The organism is Halorubrum sp. SD690R (genome assembly GCF_005435035.1).
Taxonomy (GTDB): domain Archaea; phylum Halobacteriota; class Halobacteria; order Halobacteriales; family Haloferacaceae; genus Halorubrum; species Halorubrum ezzemoulense.
On sequence record NZ_SGTV01000027.1, the window covers coordinates 1 to 21,911 of the forward strand.

General features: G+C 70.1%; 25 protein-coding genes. 18 read left to right on the top strand and 7 right to left on the bottom strand.

Annotated features, from left to right (window positions below):
• Window positions 1-174: 174 nt before the first annotated feature.
• Window positions 175-411: a hypothetical protein gene (locus tag EXE41_RS14335; protein WP_049930038.1), complete on the bottom strand. Its 237-nt coding sequence runs from the start codon at window positions 409-411 to the stop codon at window positions 175-177.
• 112 nt (window positions 412-523) lie between these two features.
• Here EXE41_RS14335 and EXE41_RS14340 point away from each other — a divergent pair, with 112 nt between their 5' ends.
• From EXE41_RS14340 to EXE41_RS14405, 13 genes are all read left to right on the top strand, one after another.
• Window positions 524-1,288 (top strand): phosphopantothenate/pantothenate synthetase, encoded by a 765-nt coding sequence (locus EXE41_RS14340; RefSeq protein WP_094583202.1) that lies wholly within the window; start codon window positions 524-526, stop codon window positions 1,286-1,288.
• A gap of 54 nt (window positions 1,289-1,342) precedes the next feature.
• Complete coding sequence (locus EXE41_RS14345; protein WP_006113217.1) at window positions 1,343-1,792, top strand: Lrp/AsnC family transcriptional regulator; 450 nt, start codon at window positions 1,343-1,345, stop codon at window positions 1,790-1,792.
• Window positions 1,793-1,918: 126 nt separating this feature from the next.
• Complete coding sequence (locus EXE41_RS14350) at window positions 1,919-3,076, top strand: DUF63 family protein (RefSeq protein ID WP_137691361.1); 1,158 nt, start codon at window positions 1,919-1,921, stop codon at window positions 3,074-3,076.
• 667 nt (window positions 3,077-3,743) lie between these two features.
• Window positions 3,744-4,922 carry a bifunctional phosphopantothenoylcysteine decarboxylase/phosphopantothenate--cysteine ligase CoaBC gene (gene coaBC, locus EXE41_RS14360; RefSeq protein WP_137691362.1) on the top strand — a complete coding sequence of 393 codons (1,179 nt, stop codon included), beginning with the start codon at window positions 3,744-3,746 and terminating at the stop codon, window positions 4,920-4,922.
• Window positions 4,923-5,006: 84 nt separating this feature from the next.
• Window positions 5,007-6,140 (top strand): monovalent cation/H+ antiporter subunit E, encoded by a 1,134-nt coding sequence (locus EXE41_RS14365; protein WP_089307821.1) that lies wholly within the window; start codon window positions 5,007-5,009, stop codon window positions 6,138-6,140.
• Complete coding sequence (locus tag EXE41_RS14370; RefSeq protein WP_049930024.1) at window positions 6,133-6,408, top strand: cation:proton antiporter; 276 nt, start codon at window positions 6,133-6,135, stop codon at window positions 6,406-6,408. Before EXE41_RS14365 ends, EXE41_RS14370 begins: the two co-directional genes overlap by 8 nt.
• Window positions 6,405-6,722, top strand: coding sequence for a monovalent cation/H(+) antiporter subunit G (gene mnhG / locus EXE41_RS14375; protein WP_049930022.1), 318 nt, complete (start codon window positions 6,405-6,407; stop codon window positions 6,720-6,722). Before EXE41_RS14370 ends, mnhG begins: the two co-directional genes overlap by 4 nt.
• Window positions 6,719-7,258: a DUF4040 domain-containing protein gene (locus EXE41_RS14380; protein ID WP_086215351.1), complete on the top strand. Its 540-nt coding sequence runs from the start codon at window positions 6,719-6,721 to the stop codon at window positions 7,256-7,258. The genes mnhG and EXE41_RS14380 overlap by 4 nt, the downstream gene beginning before the upstream one ends.
• The gene (locus EXE41_RS14385; protein ID WP_049930018.1) at window positions 7,255-7,749 is read left to right on the top strand and encodes an MnhB domain-containing protein; all 495 of its coding nucleotides are present in this window, start codon (window positions 7,255-7,257) and stop codon (window positions 7,747-7,749) included. Before EXE41_RS14380 ends, EXE41_RS14385 begins: the two co-directional genes overlap by 4 nt.
• A complete protein-coding gene (locus EXE41_RS14390; protein ID WP_049930017.1) occupies window positions 7,746-8,105 on the top strand; it encodes a cation:proton antiporter subunit C in 360 nt (119 codons plus the stop codon). Before EXE41_RS14385 ends, EXE41_RS14390 begins: the two co-directional genes overlap by 4 nt.
• Window positions 8,098-9,576, top strand: coding sequence for a monovalent cation/H+ antiporter subunit D family protein (locus tag EXE41_RS14395; RefSeq protein ID WP_137691363.1), 1,479 nt, complete (start codon window positions 8,098-8,100; stop codon window positions 9,574-9,576). The genes EXE41_RS14390 and EXE41_RS14395 overlap by 8 nt, the downstream gene beginning before the upstream one ends.
• Entirely contained in the window at window positions 9,573-11,252 is a 1,680-nt protein-coding gene (locus EXE41_RS14400) for a cation:proton antiporter (RefSeq protein WP_137691364.1), read from the top strand. Before EXE41_RS14395 ends, EXE41_RS14400 begins: the two co-directional genes overlap by 4 nt.
• The gene (locus EXE41_RS14405) at window positions 11,252-13,066 is read left to right on the top strand and encodes a Na(+)/H(+) antiporter subunit D (protein ID WP_137691365.1); all 1,815 of its coding nucleotides are present in this window, start codon (window positions 11,252-11,254) and stop codon (window positions 13,064-13,066) included. The genes EXE41_RS14400 and EXE41_RS14405 overlap by 1 nt, the downstream gene beginning before the upstream one ends.
• A gap of 24 nt (window positions 13,067-13,090) precedes the next feature.
• Here EXE41_RS14405 and EXE41_RS14410 read toward each other — a convergent pair whose 3' ends face one another.
• The 4 genes from EXE41_RS14410 to EXE41_RS14425 all read right to left on the bottom strand — a co-directional run bounded on the left by EXE41_RS14410 (window position 13,091) and on the right by EXE41_RS14425 (window position 15,797).
• Window positions 13,091-13,450, bottom strand: a complete 360-nt coding sequence (locus EXE41_RS14410) for a hypothetical protein (RefSeq protein WP_049930011.1) — start codon at window positions 13,448-13,450, stop codon at window positions 13,091-13,093.
• A gap of 120 nt (window positions 13,451-13,570) precedes the next feature.
• Entirely contained in the window at window positions 13,571-13,924 is a 354-nt protein-coding gene (locus EXE41_RS14415; protein ID WP_137691366.1) for a MarR family transcriptional regulator, read from the bottom strand.
• Window positions 13,925-13,998: 74 nt separating this feature from the next.
• The gene (locus EXE41_RS14420) at window positions 13,999-14,883 is read right to left on the bottom strand and encodes a metallophosphoesterase (protein ID WP_137691367.1); all 885 of its coding nucleotides are present in this window, start codon (window positions 14,881-14,883) and stop codon (window positions 13,999-14,001) included.
• An 89-nt stretch (window positions 14,884-14,972) separates the two neighbouring features.
• Window positions 14,973-15,797 (bottom strand): NRDE family protein, encoded by an 825-nt coding sequence (locus EXE41_RS14425; protein WP_086215346.1) that lies wholly within the window; start codon window positions 15,795-15,797, stop codon window positions 14,973-14,975.
• A gap of 105 nt (window positions 15,798-15,902) precedes the next feature.
• Between EXE41_RS14425 and EXE41_RS14430 the strand changes: the two genes are divergently transcribed.
• The 5 genes from EXE41_RS14430 to EXE41_RS14450 all read left to right on the top strand — a co-directional run bounded on the left by EXE41_RS14430 (window position 15,903) and on the right by EXE41_RS14450 (window position 19,574).
• Window positions 15,903-16,973, top strand: coding sequence for a glucose 1-dehydrogenase (locus tag EXE41_RS14430; RefSeq protein WP_049930005.1), 1,071 nt, complete (start codon window positions 15,903-15,905; stop codon window positions 16,971-16,973).
• Window positions 16,960-17,595: a transcriptional regulator GfcR gene (gene gfcR / locus EXE41_RS14435; RefSeq protein WP_049930004.1), complete on the top strand. Its 636-nt coding sequence runs from the start codon at window positions 16,960-16,962 to the stop codon at window positions 17,593-17,595. The genes EXE41_RS14430 and gfcR overlap by 14 nt, the downstream gene beginning before the upstream one ends.
• 82 nt (window positions 17,596-17,677) lie before the next feature.
• Window positions 17,678-18,022 (top strand): glutaredoxin, encoded by a 345-nt coding sequence (locus EXE41_RS14440; protein ID WP_049930003.1) that lies wholly within the window; start codon window positions 17,678-17,680, stop codon window positions 18,020-18,022.
• 165 nt (window positions 18,023-18,187) lie between these two features.
• Window positions 18,188-18,757, top strand: a complete 570-nt coding sequence (locus tag EXE41_RS14445; protein WP_049930001.1) for a hypothetical protein — start codon at window positions 18,188-18,190, stop codon at window positions 18,755-18,757.
• Window positions 18,758-18,860: 103 nt separating this feature from the next.
• The gene (locus tag EXE41_RS14450) at window positions 18,861-19,574 is read left to right on the top strand and encodes a diphthine--ammonia ligase (protein WP_137691368.1); all 714 of its coding nucleotides are present in this window, start codon (window positions 18,861-18,863) and stop codon (window positions 19,572-19,574) included.
• 30 nt (window positions 19,575-19,604) lie between these two features.
• Here the strand turns inward: EXE41_RS14450 and EXE41_RS14455 are convergent, their stop codons facing one another.
• Window positions 19,605-20,858: a Glu/Leu/Phe/Val dehydrogenase gene (locus EXE41_RS14455; RefSeq protein WP_049929998.1), complete on the bottom strand. Its 1,254-nt coding sequence runs from the start codon at window positions 20,856-20,858 to the stop codon at window positions 19,605-19,607.
• Between the two features lie 173 nt (window positions 20,859-21,031).
• On the bottom strand, window positions 21,032-21,895 hold the full coding sequence (locus EXE41_RS14460; protein ID WP_086215342.1) for a CoA ester lyase: 864 nt from the start codon (window positions 21,893-21,895) through the stop codon (window positions 21,032-21,034).
• Window positions 21,896-21,911: the final 16 nt, after the last annotated feature.

A 21,911-nucleotide genomic window follows, 5' to 3' on the forward strand; every position in this document is an offset into this window, starting at 1 on the left:
CTATTACCCCAAGTTCCGCAAGTTCCGATAGCCTCTGGCCGAAGGCAGGACGGTCTTCATGCATACCCGCTTTTGCCGGGCCAGAGGCACTAATGCTCCTGGTTCCGCCAGTCTACTGAAGAGCGACCGAGGGAGTCGGACCGACTGCGCTGCGCCGTCCCGACCGGTCGCTCGCTACGCCGTCTCGACCGGTCGCGCGGACTCCGCGCACCACGCGTTGCCCCGGCGGCCCGCCCGCCTGAGGTCGAGTTCGACGACCGAGCCGGCGTCGAGCGCGGACAGCTCGGCCTCCACGTCGGGGTCGTCGTACTCGACGACGTACAGCGTCCCGTTGCGCGGGTACTCGCGGAGCGTGATCGCCCCGTGGTCGTTGCACGCGTCGACGACAGTGTACTTGCCAGTGCGGTCCATCCCGTCCCGAGCTACGCCGTGGTTTATGTTAACAGTTGTGCGTGTGGACGCGCCGACCGCACGCGACGGCCGCGAACGGTCCACTTTAATCGGCGCGTCGCCTCGCTCGCGTATGACGGAGACGGAGATCCCCGAGGACCACCCGCGGTACGCGTCGCTCGTGACGCGCCACCGGATCGAGGCGGGCGTCGAGCAAGGGATCACCTCGAAGCAGGGGCTGATCGCGCAGGGGCGCGGCGAGGCGTTCGACTACCTCCTCGGCGAGCGCACGCTCCCGAGCGCCGACGCGGCCGCGCGCGCCGCTGCCGCGACGCTCCTGCTCGCGGAGCGGCCCGTCATCTCGGTGAACGGGAACGTCGCGGCGCTCGCGCCGGCGGAGACGGTCGACCTCGCGGAGGCGGTCGACGCGGACTTGGAGGTGAACCTGTTCAACCACACCGACGAGCGCGTCCGGCGGATCGCTGACCACCTCCGGGAGTACGACGCCGACGAGGTGAAGGGGCTCGCCGGCGACGGCGAGATCCCCGGGCTCGACCACGCCCGCGGCGTCGTCGACGCCGACGGGATCGAGTCGGCCGACGCCGTCGTGGTCCCGCTGGAGGACGGCGACCGCGCCGCCGCGCTCGACGCGATGGGAAAGACGGAGATCGTGATCGATCTCAATCCGGGAAGCCGCTCGCCGCAGACCGCCGACGTGCCGATAATCGACAACCTGCTGCGCGCGGTGCCGAACGTCGCCGCTCACGCGCGCGACCTCGCGGACGCGACGCCAGCCGAACTGGAGCGGATCGCCGACGAGTTCGACGCGGACGCGGCCCTCGACGCCGCCGAGGCGGCGATCCGCGAGGGGTCGTTCGCCGACGGGGACGGGGCGTAGTCCGGGCACAACCCTCGCCGGAAGGCAAAAGCCTCCGCCGCTCCTAGCGGGAGTATGGAACTCGACGAGACGGACCGGGCGATCCTGCGGATCCTCCAGGAGGACGCGCGGACCCCGTTCTCGGAGGTCGCACGCCGGATCGACATGTCTAGCGCCACCGTCCACGACCGGGTCAGCCGCCTCGAAGAGGCGGGCGTCATCCGCGGGTATCACGCCGACATCGACCCGAAGGCGGTCGGTCACGGCGTCGGCGCCTTCGTCGGCCTGCGAGTCGAACAGGGCCGCGAGGAGGACGCGCTCGAACGGCTCCGGGGAATCGACGGCGTGCGCGAGATACACCTCACCACCGGCGAGTGGGACGTCATCCTCCGCGTCGTCGCGGCCGACACCGACCGGCTCCGGGAGCTGATGTTCGAACGGATCGCGGAGACCGAGGGATTCTCGCGCTCGCAGACGATGGTGATCCTCGGCACCGACTACGAACAGCCCGGACCGCCGTTATAACTCGACCCGGGGCGTGGACAGTCGTCGGGACCGCTCGGTCGTGTCGGCCTCCGGTCGCCCGTTCGCGCCGGCCTCCGGCCGTCCGGGACCGGAACGCTCAACTCGGGACCTCTCCGAACGGTGACCATGAGCACAGCTGTCGCGGACGGGTTCGACCTGTCCCCGGAGCGCGCGTGGGCGGCAGTCGTCGGGGGGGTCACGGCGCTTTTGGCGATCGGGTCGGTCGTCTTCCCGCGCGTCGTCTACGACCGGTTCCTCTGGCGCTACTTCTGGGGACCGGTGGTCGCGGACGGCGAGGGCGCGCAGTGCGCCGTCCGCGAGGCGGGCGGCACCACGGAGCTGCTCGGCAGCAGCGCGGCGTGCCAGTCGGCGCGGAGCGCGGGCGAGGTCGTCGCCGCTCCGGGGTACACCACCCTCTCGACGGTGAGCTACGTCGTGATCCTGTTGGCGATGCTGGTCGGCGTCGTCTTCCTCCTCCGCCGGCTCGACATCGCGACGGAGCTCCGGTTCTTCTACGCGCTGTTCCCGTTCATGCTGTTCGGCGGGGCGATGCGGACGGTCGAGGACGCGGGGGTCGCGGCGACCGCCGCCGGCGCCGAGCCGCTGATCCCGTTCCCGGCGAGCGCGGTGTTGATCAGCCCGTTCATCTACTTCACCGTGTTCCTGTTCACGCTGGCGTGCGTCCTCGCGGCGTACGGGCTCGAACGGCGCGGCGCCGTCGACGACTACGCGCGCCCGCTGTTTGGGTCGGGCGCCGCGGGGCTCGCGCTCGCGGTCGGCTACCTCGCGTACCTCGCGGCCACGACCGGCTACGTCACGTTCTACCCGCAGGTGCTCGTCCCGACGCTCGCCGTCGCGACCGCCGCGACCGCGGGCACGTGGGCGCTCGCGACGCGCCGGATTCCGACGATTCGACAGGGGACCGGCGCGGCGGGGGTCGTGATCATCTGGGGACACGCGGTCGACGGCGTCGCGAACGTAATCGGGCTCAACTGGATGCCCGCACTGACCGGCACCGCGAACCTCGTCCCGAAACACGTCGTCAACGCGCTCATCGTCGATTGGACCGGGCGGCTGCTCCCCGATTCGATCCTCGCCGTCACCGGCGACGCGTGGCCGTTCCTCCTCGTGAAGCTGGCGGCCGCGACGTTCGTCGTCTGGGTGTTCAACGGCGAGATGAAGGCGGAGTCGCCGCGCTACACGCTGCTGTTGTTGATTACCGTGCTGGCCGTCGGGCTGGGCCCCGGGACGCGGGACATGCTGCGCGCGACGTTCGGGGTTTAAATGGCGGGCGGTTAATCCCCGTAGTTCAGGACGCTCGCAGATCCGCTCGTTTATCCCGAGATCGGATTACTGGCAGTCGGAAACCGAATTTGACACAATGAACGGGCACGTCAGAATTATGCTTCTCGGAAGTCTCGGTCTGATTATTAGCGTCCCCATTTGGTATACGATTATATCCTCCGAGGAATTTTCACCGGACGTTTTCTTGAATCCGAGCCTGCTATTCTGGCTGATATTCGGGTTTGTCGTTTTCCTGTTCGGGTATTACAACACCGATGTAGAGTAATTCGGGTCCACTCACGAGGCGATCGTTCCCGAAGGCTCACTCGCTCATTTATAGATGGCTAACCGCGGATCAGTGGCGGACTCCTCCAAAGCCCCGCCCGCACAGCAACCGCGCCTCACGCCTCCCCAGCCTCGTCACCGGACGACGTCCGGTTGTAAGCGAGAGCGGGGCTCTCGCCCTGTCGGTGGTCCTCCGCTTCGCTCCGGACCACGGACTCCCTCGCGCGTCCTGTCTCGCGGCCGCCGGGGGCGGCCGCTCGCAGGCACGCGCCACCGCACCGCATGTTTATGAATGAATCTCGGGACACCACGTCGCGATCGGTCACTCGGGTCGCTCCGCAACGGCATCTTATAAGCCGTCGCGGGGGGAACGGTCTCGGTAATGCTGGACGGGGTCAACGTCGCGCTCGGCGTCTCGGGGAGCATCGCGGCGGTGAAGGTCGTCGAACTCGCGCACGAACTGCGCCGCCACGGCGCGAGCGTCCGCGCCGTCATGTCCCCGGCGGCGACGAACATCGTCCACCCGTGGGCGGTCGACTTCGCGACCGACGAGCCGGTCGTCACGGAGATCACCGGCAGCGTCGAACACGTCGAGTTATGCGGCCGGGAGGGGTGGGCCGACGTGCTCCTGCTCGCGCCCGCGACCGCCAACACCGCGGGGAAGATCGCCGCGGCCGTCGACGACACGCCCGTGACGACCTGTGCGACGACCGCGCTCGGCGCGGACGTACCGGTCGTGATGGCCCCGGCGATGCACGAGCCGATGTACGACCACCCGGGCGTCCTCGACGCCCTCGACCGCTTGGAGTCGTGGGGGATCCGCTTCGCGGACCCGCGTATCGAGGAGGGGAAAGCGAAGATCGCCGCCGAGGAAGACATCGTCACGGAGACCGCCCGCGCGACGACGCCCCAGACCCTCTCGGACGCGCATATCGTCGTCACCGCGGGCGCGACGAAGGAGCGGATCGACCCGATCCGCATCCTGACGAACCGCGCGTCGGGGAAGACGGGCCGCGCCCTGGCGCGGGCGTGCTACGTCCGCGGTGCGCGCGTGACGCTCGTTCAGGACGGCCCCGAGGTCCCCTACGCCGACGTGGTCGCCGTCGAGACCGCCGACGAGATGATGGACGCCTGTCGGCGGACCGCCGCGACCGCGGACGCGCTGGTGTCCGCGGCCGCCATCTCGGATTTCACCGCCGACGCCGTCGACGAGAAGATCCGGTCCGGATCGCCGCTGTCGGTCGATCTCAGGCCGACGCCGAAGCTCATCGACTCGGTGCGCGAGGCGTATCCCGACCTCCCGATCGTCGGCTTCAAGGCCGAGACGTCGGGCGACGACGCGGCGATGGTGGCGGAAGCGGAGCGCATCCGCGACCGCGTGGGGCTCTCGTTCGTGGTCGCCAACGACGCGAGCGTGATGGGCGAGGAGGCGACGCGGGCGCTGCTCGTCGGCCGAGGGGACACCCGCGAGTTCGTCGGTGATAAGGACGGGCTCGGCGCCCGCGTCGCCGACGAACTCGCCGGCGTCCTCGGGCGATCCGAGAGCGAAACCGTGGGATAACGAAATAGTTTTGACTTTGCCATTGTTTTGCCACACTGGATAGTCTCGCGTTTTTCACACGAAGACGTGAGAGACAGTTCACACATGTCAGACACAGACGCCCGCCGAATACTCGTTCCCGTCGGCGACTCGGACAGCCTCCGAGACACTGTCTCGTACGTCGTCGACTCGGCGACCGAGACGGCCCCGGCGCCGGTCGAGATTCACTTGGTCCTCGCGGCTCGGACGCAGGCCGTCAGCCCCGACGCCCCGACGGAGCTCGGCACAGCCCGCGAACAGTTGGAACGCGTCGCCCTCTGGGTCGAGGAGGAGACGGCCGAGGGGACGGTCGTCGCTCGGGAGGACCGAGAGGCGGACGCGGCGGGCGAGTCCGAGGCGGACGCCGACGGCGAAGCGCCCGCCGGTGCGGCCGATGCCCCCGGGTGGCTCACCGTCGTCACCGACACCGTCGGAACCGACCGGTACCTGTTCAGCCCGGGCGACTACGCCGACGCGCTCCTCGAGTACGCGGCCGCGGCGGGTATCGACCGGATCGTCGTCGACCCGGAGTACAAGCCCGGCGGCACCGCGTCGATGCTCCAGCCGATGTCGGTGGAGCTGGCCCGCGGCGACGTGCCGGTCGAGACGGCGCCGGTCGACCGACCGACCGAGGGGGCGGTGCTCGCCCGCGCGGCGTCGCTGTCGAAGTACCTCTCCGTCTTCGTCGTCTCGTACCTGTTTTACATGTCGCTGAGCGCCTGGAAGCCGCTCGACTTCTTCACCGGCTTCGTGACGGCGTCGATCGTCTCCCTCGTCCTCGCGCCGGTCGTGGCGAACCGCTCCGCGCCGCTCGGGGTGACGCTCCGCCGGCTGGCCCGACTGCTGGTGTACGCTCCGTACCTGGTCAAGGAGATCGCGGTCGCGAACCTTCAGGTCGCGTACGTCGTCCTCCACCCCGACATGCCGATCGACCCGGAGGTCGTTCAGCTCCGCGCCGCGGTCTGGGGCGACGGCGCGGTGACGACGCTCGCGAACAGCATCACCCTCACGCCCGGTACCTTGACCGTCAACGTCTCCGAGCGCTCGTTCGACATCCACTCGCTGACCGCCGACTCGCGCGCGGACCTCTTCGACGGCGGGTTAGAGCGCGCGGTTCGGTTCGTCTTCTACGGCCGCGCGGCAGCCCGGATCCCGACGCCGCGCGAACGCGGCGACGCCGGGGAGGGTCGAGATGGTTGAGTTCGAGACCGCGCTGCTGGCCATCGCGGCGGCCTTCGTCCTCTTCGCCGTCGTCGCGCTGTACCGGGTGTACGACGGGCCGACGACCCACGACCGCGTCATCGCGGTGAACGTCGCCGGGACGAACACCGTCATCGCCATCACGCTCGTGGCCGCGGCGTTCCAGCAGTCGACGTTCCTCGACGTGGCGCTCGTGTACGCCCTGCTGAACTTCCTCCTGTCGATAGCGTTCTCGAAGTTCAACGTCGAGCGCGGGGGTGTGCTATGACGCCGACCGAGTGGGGCATCGTCGCCCTCGCGCTCGCCGGGGCCTTCTTCGGCGGCGTCGCCGCGGTCGGCCTCGTCCGACTGCCGGACGTCTACACCCGTTCGCATGCCGCCTCGAAGAGCGACACGCTGGGGGCGATCCTCGCGATCGCCGCCGCCGCGCTCGCGCTCCAGTCGGGGCTCTCGACGGCGAAGTCCGTCTTCCTCCTGTTGTTCATGTTCATCACGAACCCGACGGCAGCACACGCCGTCGCCCGCGCGGCGCAGGACCAGGGAATCGAACCGTGGACCGCCGACGAGGGTGACGAGCCATGACGCTCTCGCTGATCGAAGCCGTGCTGCTGGTGTTCGTCCTCGGCTGCGCAGTCGGCGCGGCCCTGCTGAAGGACACGCTGGCGGCGGTGATGGCGTTCGCGGCGTACAGCCTCGGCGTCTCGGTGCTCTGGCTCGTGCTTCAGGCGCCCGACGTCGGGCTCACGGAGGCGGCCGTCGGCGCCGGCATCATGACCGTGCTGTTCCTGCTGGCGCTGTCGAACACCGCCTCGCCGGACGTCGACCGCCTGTTCGAGTCGATCGGGTGGCAGACGGCGGCGCTCGTCGCCGGGTTCGTCCTGCTCGTCGGCGCGACGGTCCCCGCGCTCCCGGCCATCGGCGACCCGAACTCGGCGGTCGTCGGCGGCGAGGTGACCCAGTACTACCTCGAGAACGCGTACGCCCAGACCGAGGTCAAAAACGCCGTGACGGCCGTCCTCGCCGCGTACCGCGGCTTCGACACGCTCGGCGAGGGCGTGGTCGTCTTCAGCGCCGTCGTCGTCACGCTGTCAGTACTGCGCCGCGAGGTGGTGGCATGAGCACCGGCGACGCGGACCCGGCGGCGGGCGACGACGAGGGGCCCGGGCTGTACGTCGAGTCGACGATCATCATGACCACCGTCCGGTTGGTCGCCCCGTTCATCCTCACGTTCGCGCTGTTCATCATGTTCCACGGGGCCGACTCGCCCGGCGGCGGGTTCCAGGGCGGCGTCATCGCCGGGTCCGTGGTGATGATGCTCGCCTTCGCGTACGGCATCGACTCGACCCGTCAGTGGCTCGACGTCCGCGTCGTCTCCGCGCTGGCCTCCGGGGGCGTGTTCGCGTTCGTCGGGATCGGTCTCGGCGCGATGGCGCTCGGCGGACAGTTCCTCCAGTACGCGGAGTTCGAGGCGCTGTTCGGCCACGCGATCAAGTACGCAATCGAACTCGTCGAACTCGGCATCGGCGCCATCGTCGCCGCTGTCGCGATCGGGCTATTCTTCCTGCTCGCGGCCGGCTTCGACGGCGTCGCCGAGGGGGACTCCTCATGACACTCGACTTACTCACGACGCACTACAACTACTACGCGGTCGTCCTGCTGCTCGGGATCGGGCTGTACACCGTGATCGAATCCAGGAACCTCGTGAAGAAGGTGATCGGGATGAACGTGTTCCAGACCGGGATCTTCCTGTTCTTCATCACGCTCGCGTACCGCGCAGGCGGCAATCCCCCGGTCGTCACCGAGGGCGCCGGCCCGTACGTGAGCCCGCTGCCGCACGTGCTCATCCTGACCGCCATCGTCGTCGGCGTGAGCCTGACCGCGGTGGCGCTCGCACTGGTCGTGCGCGTCTATTCCGAGTACGGCACGCTCGACGAGCACACCCTGGAGGAACTCTACCATGATTGACCACCTGATCGTCCTGTTGGTCGTCCTGCCGATCCTCGGCGCCGCGGTCCCGCCGCTGGCCAGTCTCCGCTACGACCGCGTCGGCTGGGCGGTCGCGACGGCGACGGCCCTCGGGCACGCCGCGCTCGCCGGCGCGCTCGCGTGGACCGTCTGGACCGACGGGGTCGTTCGGTACGCGGTCGGCGGGTTCGTCGCCCCCTACGGGATCGAACTCGTCGCCGACGGACTGACGATCCTACTCGTCGCCCTCATCAGCGCGGTCTCGCTTGGCGTACTCGCGTACGCACGTCACGCGGGCCCCCACGAGAACTCGTTCTACTCGCAGTTCCTGCTCCTCGTCGCCGGCCTGTCCGGGATGACCGTGACCGGCGACGTGTTCAACCTGTACGTCTTCCTCGAGATCACCGGGCTCGCGGCGTACGGGCTGGTCGCGAGCGGCCCCGGAGCCCGGTCCGCCGTCGCGGCCCTGAAATACCTCATCATCGGAACCATCGGCGCGTCGCTGTACCTGCTCGGCGTCGGCTACGCGCTCGCCGCCACTGGCACGCTGAACATGGCGGACCTCAGCGACAAACTCGCCGCCGCGGGATACGACTCGACGCTCGTCTTAACCGCGTTCGGCCTGATCGTCGCCGGACTCTTAGTGAAGGTCGCGCTGTTCCCGATCCACACCTGGCAACCCGACGCGTACGCGGACTCGCCGGACAGCGTGAGCGCGTTCATCTCGGCGCTCGTCTCCACGGTCTCTGCGTACGCCCTGGCGCGCGTGTTGTTCTCCGTGTTCACGGTCGACTTCCTTGAGGCGGTTCCGATCGCGCGCCAGGCGCTGGTCGCCGTCGCCTGCGTCAGCATCGTCGCCGGGAGCGCCCTCGCCGTCGCGCAGTCCGACGTTCAGCGCATGCTGGCGTACTCGTCGGTGTCGCAGTTCGGCCTCGTGATCGCCGGATTCGCGATCGCGACGCCGCTGGCGGTCGTCGGCGCGACCGTCCACCTCGTCGGGCACGCGGTGATGAAGGGCGGCCTCTTCGCCGCGACCGGGATCATCGAGCGGAAGACCGGCGCGACGACGGTCGGCGGGTACGCCGGGATCGCCGGTCGCGCGCCGGCCGCCACCGGCGCCTTCACGCTGCTGGCGCTCGCGATGGTCGGCGTTCCGCCGGCCGTCGGGTTCATGGGGAAGTGGTACATCGTCCTCGGCGCGGTGAACGCCGGGTCCTGGCCGGTGGTCGCCGTCCTCTTGGCGAGCACGCTGCTGACGCTGGCGTACTTCGCGCGGCTCGCCGAACGGCTCTACTTCGCCGAGGCAACCATCGCGCCGGAGGCGGTCGCCGCCGACGGGGGTGAGCGCGTCTCGACGGCCATGATCGTGACCGTCGTCGTCGCCGCCGTCCTCGCCGTGGGACTCGCGGCCGCCGTCCCGGTGATAGACCAGTTGATCGACATGACCGTGTTCGAGCTGATGCTCCAATGACCGACGTCACCTCTCTTCGACCGTTGTTCGCCGTGCTCGTGTCGGCCGTGGCCATCCCCGTCATCCTCTCGCTCCGATCGCGGCCGAACGTCCGTGAGGGCGTCACCCTCACCGTCGCCGCGACGAAGTTCGCCCTCGTCGCCAGCATGGTCCCCGGCGTCCTCTCGGGGACCACCTACGTCACGCGGATCGGCGAGCTGGGCGACGGTATCTCGCTCGTGCTCCGCGCGGACCCCCTCGGGATCCTGTTCGCGCTGCTCGCGAGCCTCCTGTGGATCGTCACGAGCTTCTACTCCATCGGGTACATGCGCGGACTGAGCGAACACGCGCAGACCCGCTACTTCGCCTCGTTCGCCGCGAGCCTCGCCTCGGCCGTCGGGGTCGCGTTCGGGGCGAACCTTGTCACGCTGTTCGTCTTCTACGAGCTGCTGACGGTGTCGACGTACCCGCTGGTCACGCACGACGAGACCGACGAGGCCCGCGCGGCCGGCCGGAAGTACCTCACGTACACCTTCGGCGGCGGCGTGGCCGTGCTCGGCGGGACCGCGCTCGTCTACGTGCTGACGGGCACCACGGCGTTCACGCCGGGCGGGATCGAGGCGCTCGCCGGCTCGGACCCGACGCTGGCGCGCGTGGCGTTCGGCCTCCTCGCCGGCGGGTTCGGCGTCAAGGCGGCGCTGATGCCGGTCCACTCGTGGCTCCCCGACGCGATGGTCGCGCCGACGCCGGTCTCGGGGCTGCTCCACGCGGTCGCGGTCGTCAAGAGCGGCATCTTCGGCATCGCCCGCGTCGTGCTCGACGTGTTCGGCACGGAGACGATGGCGGAGCTGGGCGTGGCGGCGCCGCTCGCGGTCGTCGCCGCGATCACGCTCCTGACCGCGAGCGTCATCGCACTGCGGCAGGACAACCTCAAGCGGCGGCTGGCGTACTCGACGATCAGCCAGCTGTCGTACATCGTCCTCGGGCTCGCGCTGCTGGAGGGTGAGGCGCTCGTCGGCGGGCTGCTCCACATCCCGGCGCACGCGTTCATGAAGCTCACCCTCTTCTTCTGTGCGGGCGCAATCCACGTCGAGACCCACACGGACGACATCAGCGACATGGCCGGCATCGGCGACCGGATGCCGCTGACGATGGCGGCGTTCGCCGTCGCAGCCGCGGGGATGGCCGGCATCCCGCTGATAGCCGGGTTCGTCAGCAAGTGGTACATCGTCATCGGCGCCCTGGAGGGCGGCGGCCTCGTGTTTGCCGGCGCGCTGCTGGTGTCCGGCGTCCTCAACATCGCGTACTTCTGGCCGATCGTGTACCAGGCGTACTTCGAGTCACCGGACGGGCACGACAAGAAGCCGCTCGTGACCGCGGCGCTCGGCGGCCGCGGGAGCCCCCGCGCCGACGGCGGCCACGAGGCCGCGACGCACGCGAGCGCTGACGAGACCGCAGCGCACGGCGATGACCACGAGGCGGCGACGCACGAGGGTCACGACGACCACCACGGCGGCCCGCCGGCGGGCGGGTGGGACGTTCGTGGCTGGCGCGGCGCCGAGAGCACGTGGTTCATGCTCGGGCCGATCCTGACGGCCGCGAGCCTCTCGGTCCTGCTCGGCGTCGTCCCGCGGACGGCGGTGTTCCTCCGGATAATCGAGACCGTCGTCGGTTCGCTCCCGGGGGTGATGGGCTGATGACCGCCGCGCTCACCGCCCTCCCGCCCGGTCCGGTCCTCCTCGTCATCGCCGCGCTGATCGCCCTCACGCCCTGCCGCGTCGGGCACGCGCTGGGCGTCGCCGCGTCCGGGGTCGCAGTGGCTTGGGCGTGGACCGTCCCGGCGGGCGCGCACCTCCAGGCCACGTTCCTCGGCTTCGACGCCGTCCTGCTCAACGTCGACGAGTTCTCGCGTCTCATGGGGCTGATATTCGGGATCATCGGCGTCGTCGCCGTCCTCTACTCGTACGCGAGCGAGGCCGAGAGCATTCAGACCGCGTTCGCGTTCTCCTACGTCGCGACGAGCTTCGGCGCGGTGTTCGCCGGCGACTGGCTCACGCTGCTGTTCTTCTGGGAGCTGATGGCCGTCACCAGCACGCTGCTCGTCTGGCACTACCGCGGCGAGGCGGTCCGGGCCGGCTTCCGGTACGCGCTGCTCCACGGCCTCGGCGGGACGCTGCTGATGGCGGCGATACTCGGTAACTACGTCGCGAAGGGGACCTTCCTGTTCGCCACGGTGCCGGGCGGCCCCGAGACGGCGGGGATCGTGGCAGGGCTCCCGGCCGCGCTCGCCGCCGTCGGCATCGGCGTCAACGTCGGGTTCATCGGCCTCCACGCGTGGCTCCCCGACACGTATCCGCGCCCGCACATCGCCGCCAGCGTCTTCCTCTGCGTGTTCACGACCAAGACGGGCGTCTACGGGATGTACCGGGCGTTCCCCGACGGGCACGTCGCGATCGCCTACATGGGCGGCGGGATGGCCGTGTTCGGGGCGACGTTCGCGCTGTTCCAGAACGACATGCGGCGGCTGCTCTCGTACCACATCCAGTCGCAGGTCGGCTACATGATTGCCGGCGTCGGCATCGGGTCGGCCCTGTCGCAGGCCGGCGCGTTCGCCCACGTGTTCAACCACATCCTCTACAAGGGGCTGCTCTTCATGACGGCCGGCGTCGTCGTCTACCGGACCGGCGAGGAGAGCCTGAAGAAGCTGGGCGGGCTGGCCCGCGACATGCCGGTCACCGCCGGCGCGTTCACGATCGCCGCGCTGTCGATCGCGGGGTTCCCCGGGTTCAACGGGTTCGTCAGCAAGGGGATCATCATCTCCGGGAGCCACTACACCTTCCCGAAGGGCCCGCTCCCGATCGGCGACTTCCATACGCTCGAATGGCTGCTCCTGCTCGGCGGGATCGGGACGTTCATGTCGTTCATCAAGTTCGGCTACTACGCGTTCTTCCACGGGAGCTACGACGGCGACGTGCGGGACGCCAACCGGGGGCAGAGCGTCGCGATGGGCGCGGTGGCGGTGCTCTGCGTCGCTTACGGCGTCCTCGTTCCTACCTCGCCGCTCGCGGCGGTCGTCCCGGCCGACGTGGGACTGTTCGGGATCCTCCCGTTCGACGTGACGAGCGAGGCCGTCGTCGAGAAGGTGTACAAGACGTACACCGTCGACCACCTGATCGAAGGCGTCGCCCTCGCCGTCCTCGGCCTGATCGGCTTCGCGCTCACCAAGAAGCCGCTCTCGAAGCTGGGGCGGGTCCCGGACGTCGACTCGCTGTACAACCCCGCCGTGTTCTACGGCACCCGCGGGCTCGTGGTCGGCGTCACGGAGCTTTACGCCGCCGTCGACCGCGCCGTCGTCGGGCTCACGACGGCGACCGTCCGGACGGTCACCGACCCGCAGGCGGCCGTCCGACGCGTCGGCAGCGACGTCGAGCTCAAGTCCGGGATCGGCCGCAGCGTGCTGATACTGACGCTGGCGGTCGGGATCGCACTGTTCGGAGTCCTGTTCCTCTGACCGCGGCCGAGCGCCGCCGCGGTCTCATTCTCCGCCGCCGCGACGGCGGCGCGCCTGTTCGCTGAGGGTGAGGAAGGCGACCGCGCCGAAGAACGCGATCACGAAGCCGAACACCGTCGCGTCGCCGCCGCCGGCGGACTGCGCGAACAGGATCGGGGTGACGCTCAGTCCGAAGAGGCCGACGCCGTACCCGAGCCTGTCGCTGCGGTCGTCGAACCGCGGTGCGGCGGCGAGCAGCGAGATGTCGAACGCGAAGTAGAAGTACGCCGCGCCGACGTAGACGGCGGCGGTTCCGAGCGCGGTCGGGACCGACGAGACCAGCGCGTACACGCCGAGCGCGGGGACGACGCCGACGCCGAGTGCGAGCGGGAGGGCCCTGTTCATACGGGATCGATCCGGATCCGATCGAGTAAAACCCTCGGGGCGGCGGTGGGCCGCGAACGTCGATGAAACTGGCAGGACCGTATTCGAAGCGGGGCGGCGCAGAGTCGCCCGCCGCCGGCCTCAGTACTCCTCGTACGCGAGGTTCATCATCCACTGCGAGAAGGCGTCCGCCTGTGCGTCGACCTCCTCCTCGCCGATGAACGGCGAGAGCATGTCGTCGGCCATAAGCAGCGAGAAGTCGAGGTCGCGCGGGGCGGGCTCCAGGTAGTAGGTGTTGTGGCCGTTGTAGACGGTGTCCTCCCGCTGGATCAGGCCCGACTGCTCTAACGCATCGGCGATGCGGCTCCCCTTCCGCGACGAGACATCGAGTTCCTTCCAGAAGTCGCTCTGGTGGATGCCGCCGGTCTCGCGGATGAGTTCGAGACCGGCGCGCTCGTCCGCCGACAGGTCGGACTCGATTTCAGACGCGCTCATACTCTCTCACGCCTCCCGAATCGGTTAAAACTGGCCTTCCGCTCGGCCCGCCCCGAGCCCGCGCGAGCGCCGCCTCACCAGCGCGTGAACGCGAACTCTCCCCGCGCCGGGCCGACAGTCACGACGCCGACGCCGCGGAAGCCGAGGTTGAGCAGGTGCGGTCGACCGCCGTCGCCGTCACCGGGGTCGTACCCGAACGCGTGCGAGTGACCGCTGAACGCGGCGAACACGTCGTGGTCTCGGACCGCGAGGGCGAGCGCAATCGACCCGGTGTGGAGGTGCTCGCGGTCCGTCTCGCGCGTACCGACCGCGTGGTGGCGATCGAAGGACGTACCGAACGGCGGCACGTGCGTCGCGAGCAGCACGTCGGAACGGCGCCGCAGGCGGTCCGAAAGCCGCTCGTACGTCGTCTCGATTTCGGCCATGCCGCGGTGGAACGCGACCGCCTCCTCGTCCGCGATGCCCAGCGACGCGGCGACCTCCTCGGTCGACGCCGCTCCGCTGACGACGCGGTGACACGCGTCGAGCAGGTCGTCCGCGAGACGGTCGGCGGCGTGTCTCCGGTCCTCGCGAGGGGCCGTCCGCGGGTCGAGCGCGTCGAAGTCGGTCTGCGGGAGCGACGGGGCGAGCGACCGGCGCTCGCAGCCCCACCCGACCACGGTGAGGTTCCCGAGCGTCCGCGCGCTCAGGTGCTCCGCGGTGGCCCCGAGAGCGGTGTCGACCACTTCCCTCGGCATCGGCGCTGGGTCGTGGTTCCCCGGGACGTAGACGACCGGCACGTCCGGCGCGAGTCGCCCGATGAACCGGCGGGCCAGCTCGGCATCGTCGTCGCCCGCGTGGTGCGTGAGGTCGCCGAGGACGAGCGCGGCGTCGACGTCCGCCGGCGGCGACACCGCGGCGAGGTCGTAGTCGTCGGCCGCGGGCTTCAGGTGGAGGTCGCCGAAGACGAGGAGCCGCATGACCGCTACGTCCGTCTCCGAGGTAAAAACGTCCCGCCCGTCTCGGTACCGAGTCGCACGGCGGCCGGGGTACGCTCCGCTCCGCCCCGCTACGCCCGGCCCGTCGCGAAGTCGGCCGGGAGCGGCACCGCCTCGGCCGGCGTCTCGCAGGGCGGTCCGTCGGCGTACGCGACGGCGGGGTCGCCGCCGGTCCGGATCCGGGTGAACGAGCGCGTTCCGAACCCGTCGCCGTGGAGGCAGGCGCCGTACTCGTGGTCCGCGAGGACGGCGCTCGCGCGGTCGAGCCACGACGCTCCCGACTCCCCCGGCTCCGGGGCGAGCGCGGCCGCGATCCGCCTCGTGCTGTCGGCCCGCTCCTCGCCGAACTCCCGGCGTCGCTCGGGGACCGCGAACCGCTCCGTCCCGTTGACCACGCCGCCGACGTTGCCGATCACGTGGACGCCCGGGTCGAGCCGGGTCACGGCGAGGCCGCCGTCGTACGCCAAGAGGAACGCCGCGCGGTCGTCGGCGAGGACGAGGTTGAAGCCGTCGTACGCGCGCTCGTCGAGTTCGCGCTCGACGGTCCGCACCGCGTCCTCCGCGGAGGCGGCCGTCAGGCAGTCGCGCACGAGCAGCCCACGGGAGCGGTCGCCCTCGCGGTCGGCGTCGAGCCAGCGGTTCGTGACGGCGACGACGAGACCGTCCTCGGAGAGGCCGATCCACGTACCGCCGGCCTCGGCGTCGCGCGGGGCCACGTACCGGCCGCCGCCGTCGAACCCCTCGCCGTCGTCTCCGCCGTCACCCTGCCCGCTATCGCCGTCGCCCTCTCGGAGTGCCGGCGGTTCGCTCGGGCGGTCGTGCGCCTCGTCGCGGGTGGCGGCGAGCGCGACGGGGGCGTCGCCAAACGTCCGCCACGCCAGAGTCAGTGTACACACGCCAGCGAGTACGGCCGACCGGGTGAAAACTCCACGGTGGAGTCCCCACGCGTGTTTACTCGAAATAAAAAAAATCTTTTGAGGGCCGACCGCTTGGGTCGTGGTATGGACGCGATTGCCGTCTACGAGGGAGCCGACGAACCGGTCGTGACAGAGAGACCGCGACCGGAGCCCGCGCCCGGCGAGGCGCTGGTTCGGACGCTCCGGGTCGGCGTCGACGGGACCGACCACGAGGTCATCGCCGGCGGACACGGCGGGGCGCCCGCGGGCGAGGACCACCTCGTGTTGGGTCACGAGGCCGTCGGCGTGATCGAGGAGCCGAACGACACGCCGTTCGAGGTCGGCGATGTCGTCGTCCCGACGGTCCGCCGCCCGCCGAACGGCGCCAACGAGTACTTCGCGCGCGGCGAGCCCGACATGGCGCCGGACGGCGAGTACCACGAGCGGGGCATCGTCGGGGCGCACGGGTTCATGGCGGAGTACTTCACCAGCCCGGCCGAGTTTCTCGTCGAGATCCCCCCGGCGCTCGCCGACTGGGGCTTCCTCGTCGAACCGGTCTCGATCGCGGAGAAGGCGATCGAGCACGCGTACGCCAGCCGGTCGGCGTTCCACTGGGAGCCCGAGTCGGCGCTCGTGCTGGGGAACGGGTCGCTCGGCCTGCTGACCGTGGCGACCCTCGACGAGTCGTTCGACCGGATCTACTGTCTCGGACGGCGCGAGCGCCCCGACCCGACGATCGAGATAATCGAGTCGCTCGGAGCGACGTACGTGAACTCCAACGACACCGCGATCCCGGAGGTGCCAGAGGTGTACGAACCGATGGACCTCGTCTTCGAGGCGACCGGCTACGCGCCCCACGCCTTCGAGACGATCGAGGCGCTCGCGCCCAACGGCGTCGGCGCGCTCCTCGGCGTCCCGGGGGACTGGGAGTTCGAAATCGACGGCGGCCGGCTCCACCGGGAGTTCGTCCTCCACAACAAGGCGCTCGTCGGCAGCGTCAACTCCGGGTACGGGCACTTCGAGTCGGCCGTCGAGTCGCTCTCGCGACTCTCCGACGGGTTCCTCGATGATCTCGTGACCGGCGTCCACGGGCTCGACGACTTCGAGGCCGCGTTCGCGGATGACGACACGACTATTAAAACGGCGGTCGAATTTGCCGCGTATGAAGAACGTTGACGACCTCATCGACAGCGCTGCCGAGCTCGCGGAGCGGGGGCTCTCGAAGGGAGAGATCGCGGACGAACTGAACGTCTCCCGCGAGACGGCGAGCTGGCTGGTCGAGCGCGGCGGCGGCGCCGAGACGGACGAGGCGGCCGCGGACGCGGCGGCGTCGGCCGACATCCACGTCGACTGGTCGGCGCTCGGGCGCGACTCGACCCGCCTCGGCTTCGCGGCGAGCGCGATGGCGGACCTGCTGGCCAAACAGGGCGAGGCGGTCGACCTGACCGTCGGCATCGAGAAGGCGGGCGCGCCGCTCGCGACCGCGGTCGCCGACCGGCTCGACACCGACCTCGGTACGTACGCCCCCGCGAAACACCAGTGGGATGAGGGCGACATCGACGAGCACGGCGGCGGCTTCTCGCGGAACTTCGCCGCGATCCGGAACCGCGACTGCTACGTCGTCGACGACATCATCACCTCCGGGACGACGATGCGGGAGTCGATCGACGCGATCCGCGAGCAGGGCGGCGAGCCGGTCGCGTGCGTCGTCCTCGTCGACAAGATGGGGTACGACGACATCGACGGCGTTCCGGTCTACTCGCTCGTCGACGTGGTGCGCGTCGACCGCGAGGAGTAAGCGCCGAGCCGGTCGGCGGTCGGCCCGTCACGTCGCCCGCCCGTGCGGAACCCATTTGCCTCGGCGTCGCGTATCGAGCCGTATGACGTTCAGCCCCGAAGCCGACGCCGACGCCGAAGAGATCGAACAGCGAGTCGAGACGGTCCTCGCCGACAACGACGTGGTACTCTTCATGAAGGGGAACCGCCTGATGCCCCAGTGCGGCTACTCCCAGCGCGCCGTCGAGCTGATCTCCCAGCACGTCGAGGAGTTCGAGACGGTCGACGTGTTGCCCGCGCTGCCGCAGTACCGCGAGGCGCTGGAGTCTCACAGCGGCTGGGAGACGATTCCGCAGACGTTCGTCGACGGCGAGTTCGTCGGCGGCAGCGACGTGCTCGGCGAACTCGACGAGCGCGGCGAGCTCGCCGCGGAACTGGGCGCCGAGTGAGCCGTCGCCCCCGCCGTTGATCCTCCGGTCCGGGCGCGACGTACACGCGGATGCTGACACCTCGAAGGGCAGTCCATATAAACCTACGGTGCGTAGCTACGGTAGGTGCGGCCGTTGCCGCCGCCGCCGTGACCACCGGTTCGACCCCACCGCATTCCACAAACAATGACAGGCCGCGTGTTCCGACTCCATTCGACGCTCGAACTGCCACTCGAAGACGTAGAGACGTACTTCGACGAAGACCCCGATCTGCCGGAGGAGATCGACGACATCGACATCACGCGTCGAAACAACACACTCATCATCAAGGCCCTGTCCGACGACGAGTCGATCAGCAAGTACACGCCCACGGCGCAGCTGAAGGCGTCGGTCACGGAGACCCGCGTCTGGGAGGAGGAGCCGCCCCGCGCCGGCGGTCCCCAGTGGATGGACGACGAGGAGGAGGAGATCCCCTCCGAGCTCGTCGAGTTCGCCTGCTTCAAGGGCGACCGCGAGACCGTCCTCCAGAACTCCGCGCTCCAGTACCCGATGTTCCGCGTGCTCCGCAAGATCGCGACGCTCTCCGAGAAGGGGACGCTGACCGCGATCACGGAGGAGGACGGCGAACTGGAGGCGACCCGGATCGTCGAAGGTGAACCCCGCCCCGCCAGCATCGAGGTCGTCGAGAGCCCGCAGGGCGCCGGCGAGGGCGACGGCGGCGTCAACTGGCGCGACAACGAGTTCATCTCCGACTGAGGCGGCGCGTTCGCCGCGGCCGGTCCCGCGTGCGGCGTGCGATCCGCGGCTCCCTCGCCGTCCGACCGCCGACTCTTTATCCGCGCGACTCCCTCTCCCGGTCATGAGCAACTGGGTGAGCCTCTTCTCCGGCGGCAAGGACTCCTCGTGGGCCCTGTACCGCGCGCTGGAGGAAGGGCTCGACGTCTCGCGGCTGCTGACCGTCCACCCCGCCGGCGACTCGTACATGTACCACACGCCGGCGACCGAGCTCGCCGAACTCGCGGCCGAGAGCGTCGGCGTCGACCTCGTCGAGGTGTCGCCGGACGACTTCGGCGCCGCAGACGTCGACGACGCCGGCGCGCAGGGCGACGCGGAGCTGGAGCCGATGGAGGCGGCGCTCCGAGAGATCGCCGCCGCGGACGACCTCGACCTCGCCGGCGTCACGGCCGGCGCCGTCGAGAGCGAGTTCCAGACGGACCGGATTCGGGGGATGTGCGACCGGCTCGGGATCGACCTGTTCGCCCCGCTGTGGCAGCGGGACCCGGTCGAACTCGCGGAGGCGATGTTCGACGCCGACTTCGAGATCCGGATCATCCAAGTGGCGGCGTACGGGCTCGACGAATCATGGCTCGGACGACGGTACGACGCGGACGCGCTCGACGACCTGCTCGCGCTCCGCGAGGAGTACGGCGTCCACCCGCTCGGCGAGGGCGGCGAGTTCGAGACGTACGTCGTCGACGGCCCGCACATGGACCGCCGCATCGACCTGGAGTACGACACGGTCTGGGAGGGTGACCGCGGTCACATCGAGGTCCGCGACGCGACGCTGGAGTAGAGCGCCCTCTGAAACGGCGAAAGAGCCCCGTTACGGCCAGTTTCCGGCCTGATCGTACGCGTCCACGATCCGACCGATACCGACGACGTACGCCGCGGTGCGGAGGTTGCGGACGTCGTTCGACTCGTAGGTGTCGACCAGCGTGTCGAACGCCTCCGTGATCACGCGTTCCAGTTCCTCGTTGACGCGCGCCTCGGTCCAACTGAATCGCTGTCGGTTCTGGACCCACTCGAAGTACGATACGGTGACGCCTCCCGCGTTCGCGAGGATGTCGGGGACGACGTTGACGTCGCGGTCGGCGAGCACGTCGTCGGCGTCGGGCGTGAGCGGACCGTTCGCCGCCTCGACGATCAGGTCGGCGCCGACGTCCGCCGCGAGCTCGGCGTCGACCGCGTTCTCCAGCGCGGCCGGGACGAGGCAGTCGACGTCGAGCGTGAGCAGCTCGTCGTTCGTGAGGCCGTCGGCGCCGGGGTAGCCCGTCACCGACCCGGTCTCGGCCTTGTGCGCCTTCACGTCGCGGGGGTCGAGCCCTTCCGGGTCGCGGATCCCGCCGGCGGAGTCGGAGACCGCGACCACGTCGGCGCCGAGGTCGTCGAGCAGCGCCGCCGCGATCGACCCGGCGTTGCCGTACCCCTGAACCGCGACGGTCGCGTCCGCGACGTCGCGGCCGAGCCAGTCGAACGCCTCGCGGGCCGACAGCGCGACGGAGCGACCGGTCGCCTCGACGCGACCCTCGCTGCCGCCGGAGTCGAGCGCCTTCCCCGTGATGACGCCGGGGGCGGTGGTGTTTTCGAGGGTCTCGTAGGTGTCTTTGATCCAGTTCATCTCCCGCTGGCCGGTGTTGACATCCGGCGCGGGGATGTCGCGGTCCTCGCCGATCAGCGGCCGGAGTTCCGTCGCGAACGCCCGCGTGAGTCGCTCCAGCTCGGACTCGGAGTAGTCCGCCGGATCGATCGCGATGCCGCCCTTGCCGCCGCCGTACGGGACGTCGACGACGGCGCACTTGTACGCCATCCAGCCCGACAGCGCCTTCACCTCGTCGCGGGTGACGCCCGGGTGATAGCGGATCCCGCCCTTGTACGGCCCCCGGTCGCCGTTGAACTGCGCGCGGTACGCGCGCACCGTCTCCAGCGAGCCGTCGTCGCGCTCGAACGTCAGGTTCGTCTCCAACACCCGTTCCGGGTTCTTCAGGCGCTCGATGACGCCCGAGTCGGCGTCGACGACCGCCGCGGCGTCGTCTACCTGCTCCCGCAGGCTCTCGAACGGATTCGCCTCCGTAGTCATACGATCAGTCTCGGTGGGCGGTGGTTAACTGTGGCGACCGGTACGGAAATTGTGCGTGCCGACACCGTCCGAACGACGCGCATCGACGCCGATCGAGCGATGCGGGTCGACCCCGTCCACAGCGACAGCCGGGCGGGTCGCGACCCGAACGCCGGCCGGGCCACCGATCCGACTCAGCGGGTCCCGTCGGGCGCGCGGTCGAGGATCCGCTCCGCCTGCGCGATCAGCGGCGCGTCGATCATCTCGCCGTCCACCTGGAAGACGGCGCGTCCCTCCCCCTCCGCCTCGTCGCGGGCGTCGAGGACCGCCGCGGCCCACTCGACGTCGTCCGGGTCCGGGGTGAACGCCTCGGTGATCGGGCCTACCTGCGCCGGGTGGATCGCCAGCTTCCCGTCGTAGCCGAGCCGGCGCGCGAACGCGGCGTCCTCCCGGAGCCCCGACTCGTCCGAGAAGTCCGTGTAGACCGTGTCGAGCGCGTCGACGCCGGCCGCGCTCGCGGCGAGGACGACGTGTTCGCGGGCGTACAGCACCTCCGTCCCCTCGTCGGTCCGGGTCGCGCCCACGTCCGCGGCGAGGTCTTCGGCGCCGAACGCGACCGCGTCGGTCGCCTCCGCCGCCGCGATCGCCTCCGCCGCGAGGACGCCCGCCGCCGTCTCGACGAGCGCGAACACCGCGGGATCGCGGCCCCGCTCGGCGCACAGTTCGGCGACGCGCTCGACCCGACCCGCGCCCTCGACCTTCGGGAGCATCACCGCGTCGAGGGTGACCGCGTCGCCGCCCCCCCCTCTGTCGGTACCGATCACCCCGTCGAGGTCGGCCGCGGGCGACTCGGCGGTGAGCCGGACGCAGACCTCCGCGTCCGGGTCGAAGGCGGGGTCCGCGAGCACCTCGCGGACCGCCGCCCTCGCCTCGTCCTTCCGGCCGGGCGCGACGGCGTCCTCGAGGTCGAAACAGATCACGTCGGCGCCGGTTCCCGGCGCCTTCCGCATGAGTTCGGGGCTGTCGCCGGGCGAGAACAGCAAGCTTCGGCGTGGCATGTGCGGGGGTGCGCGG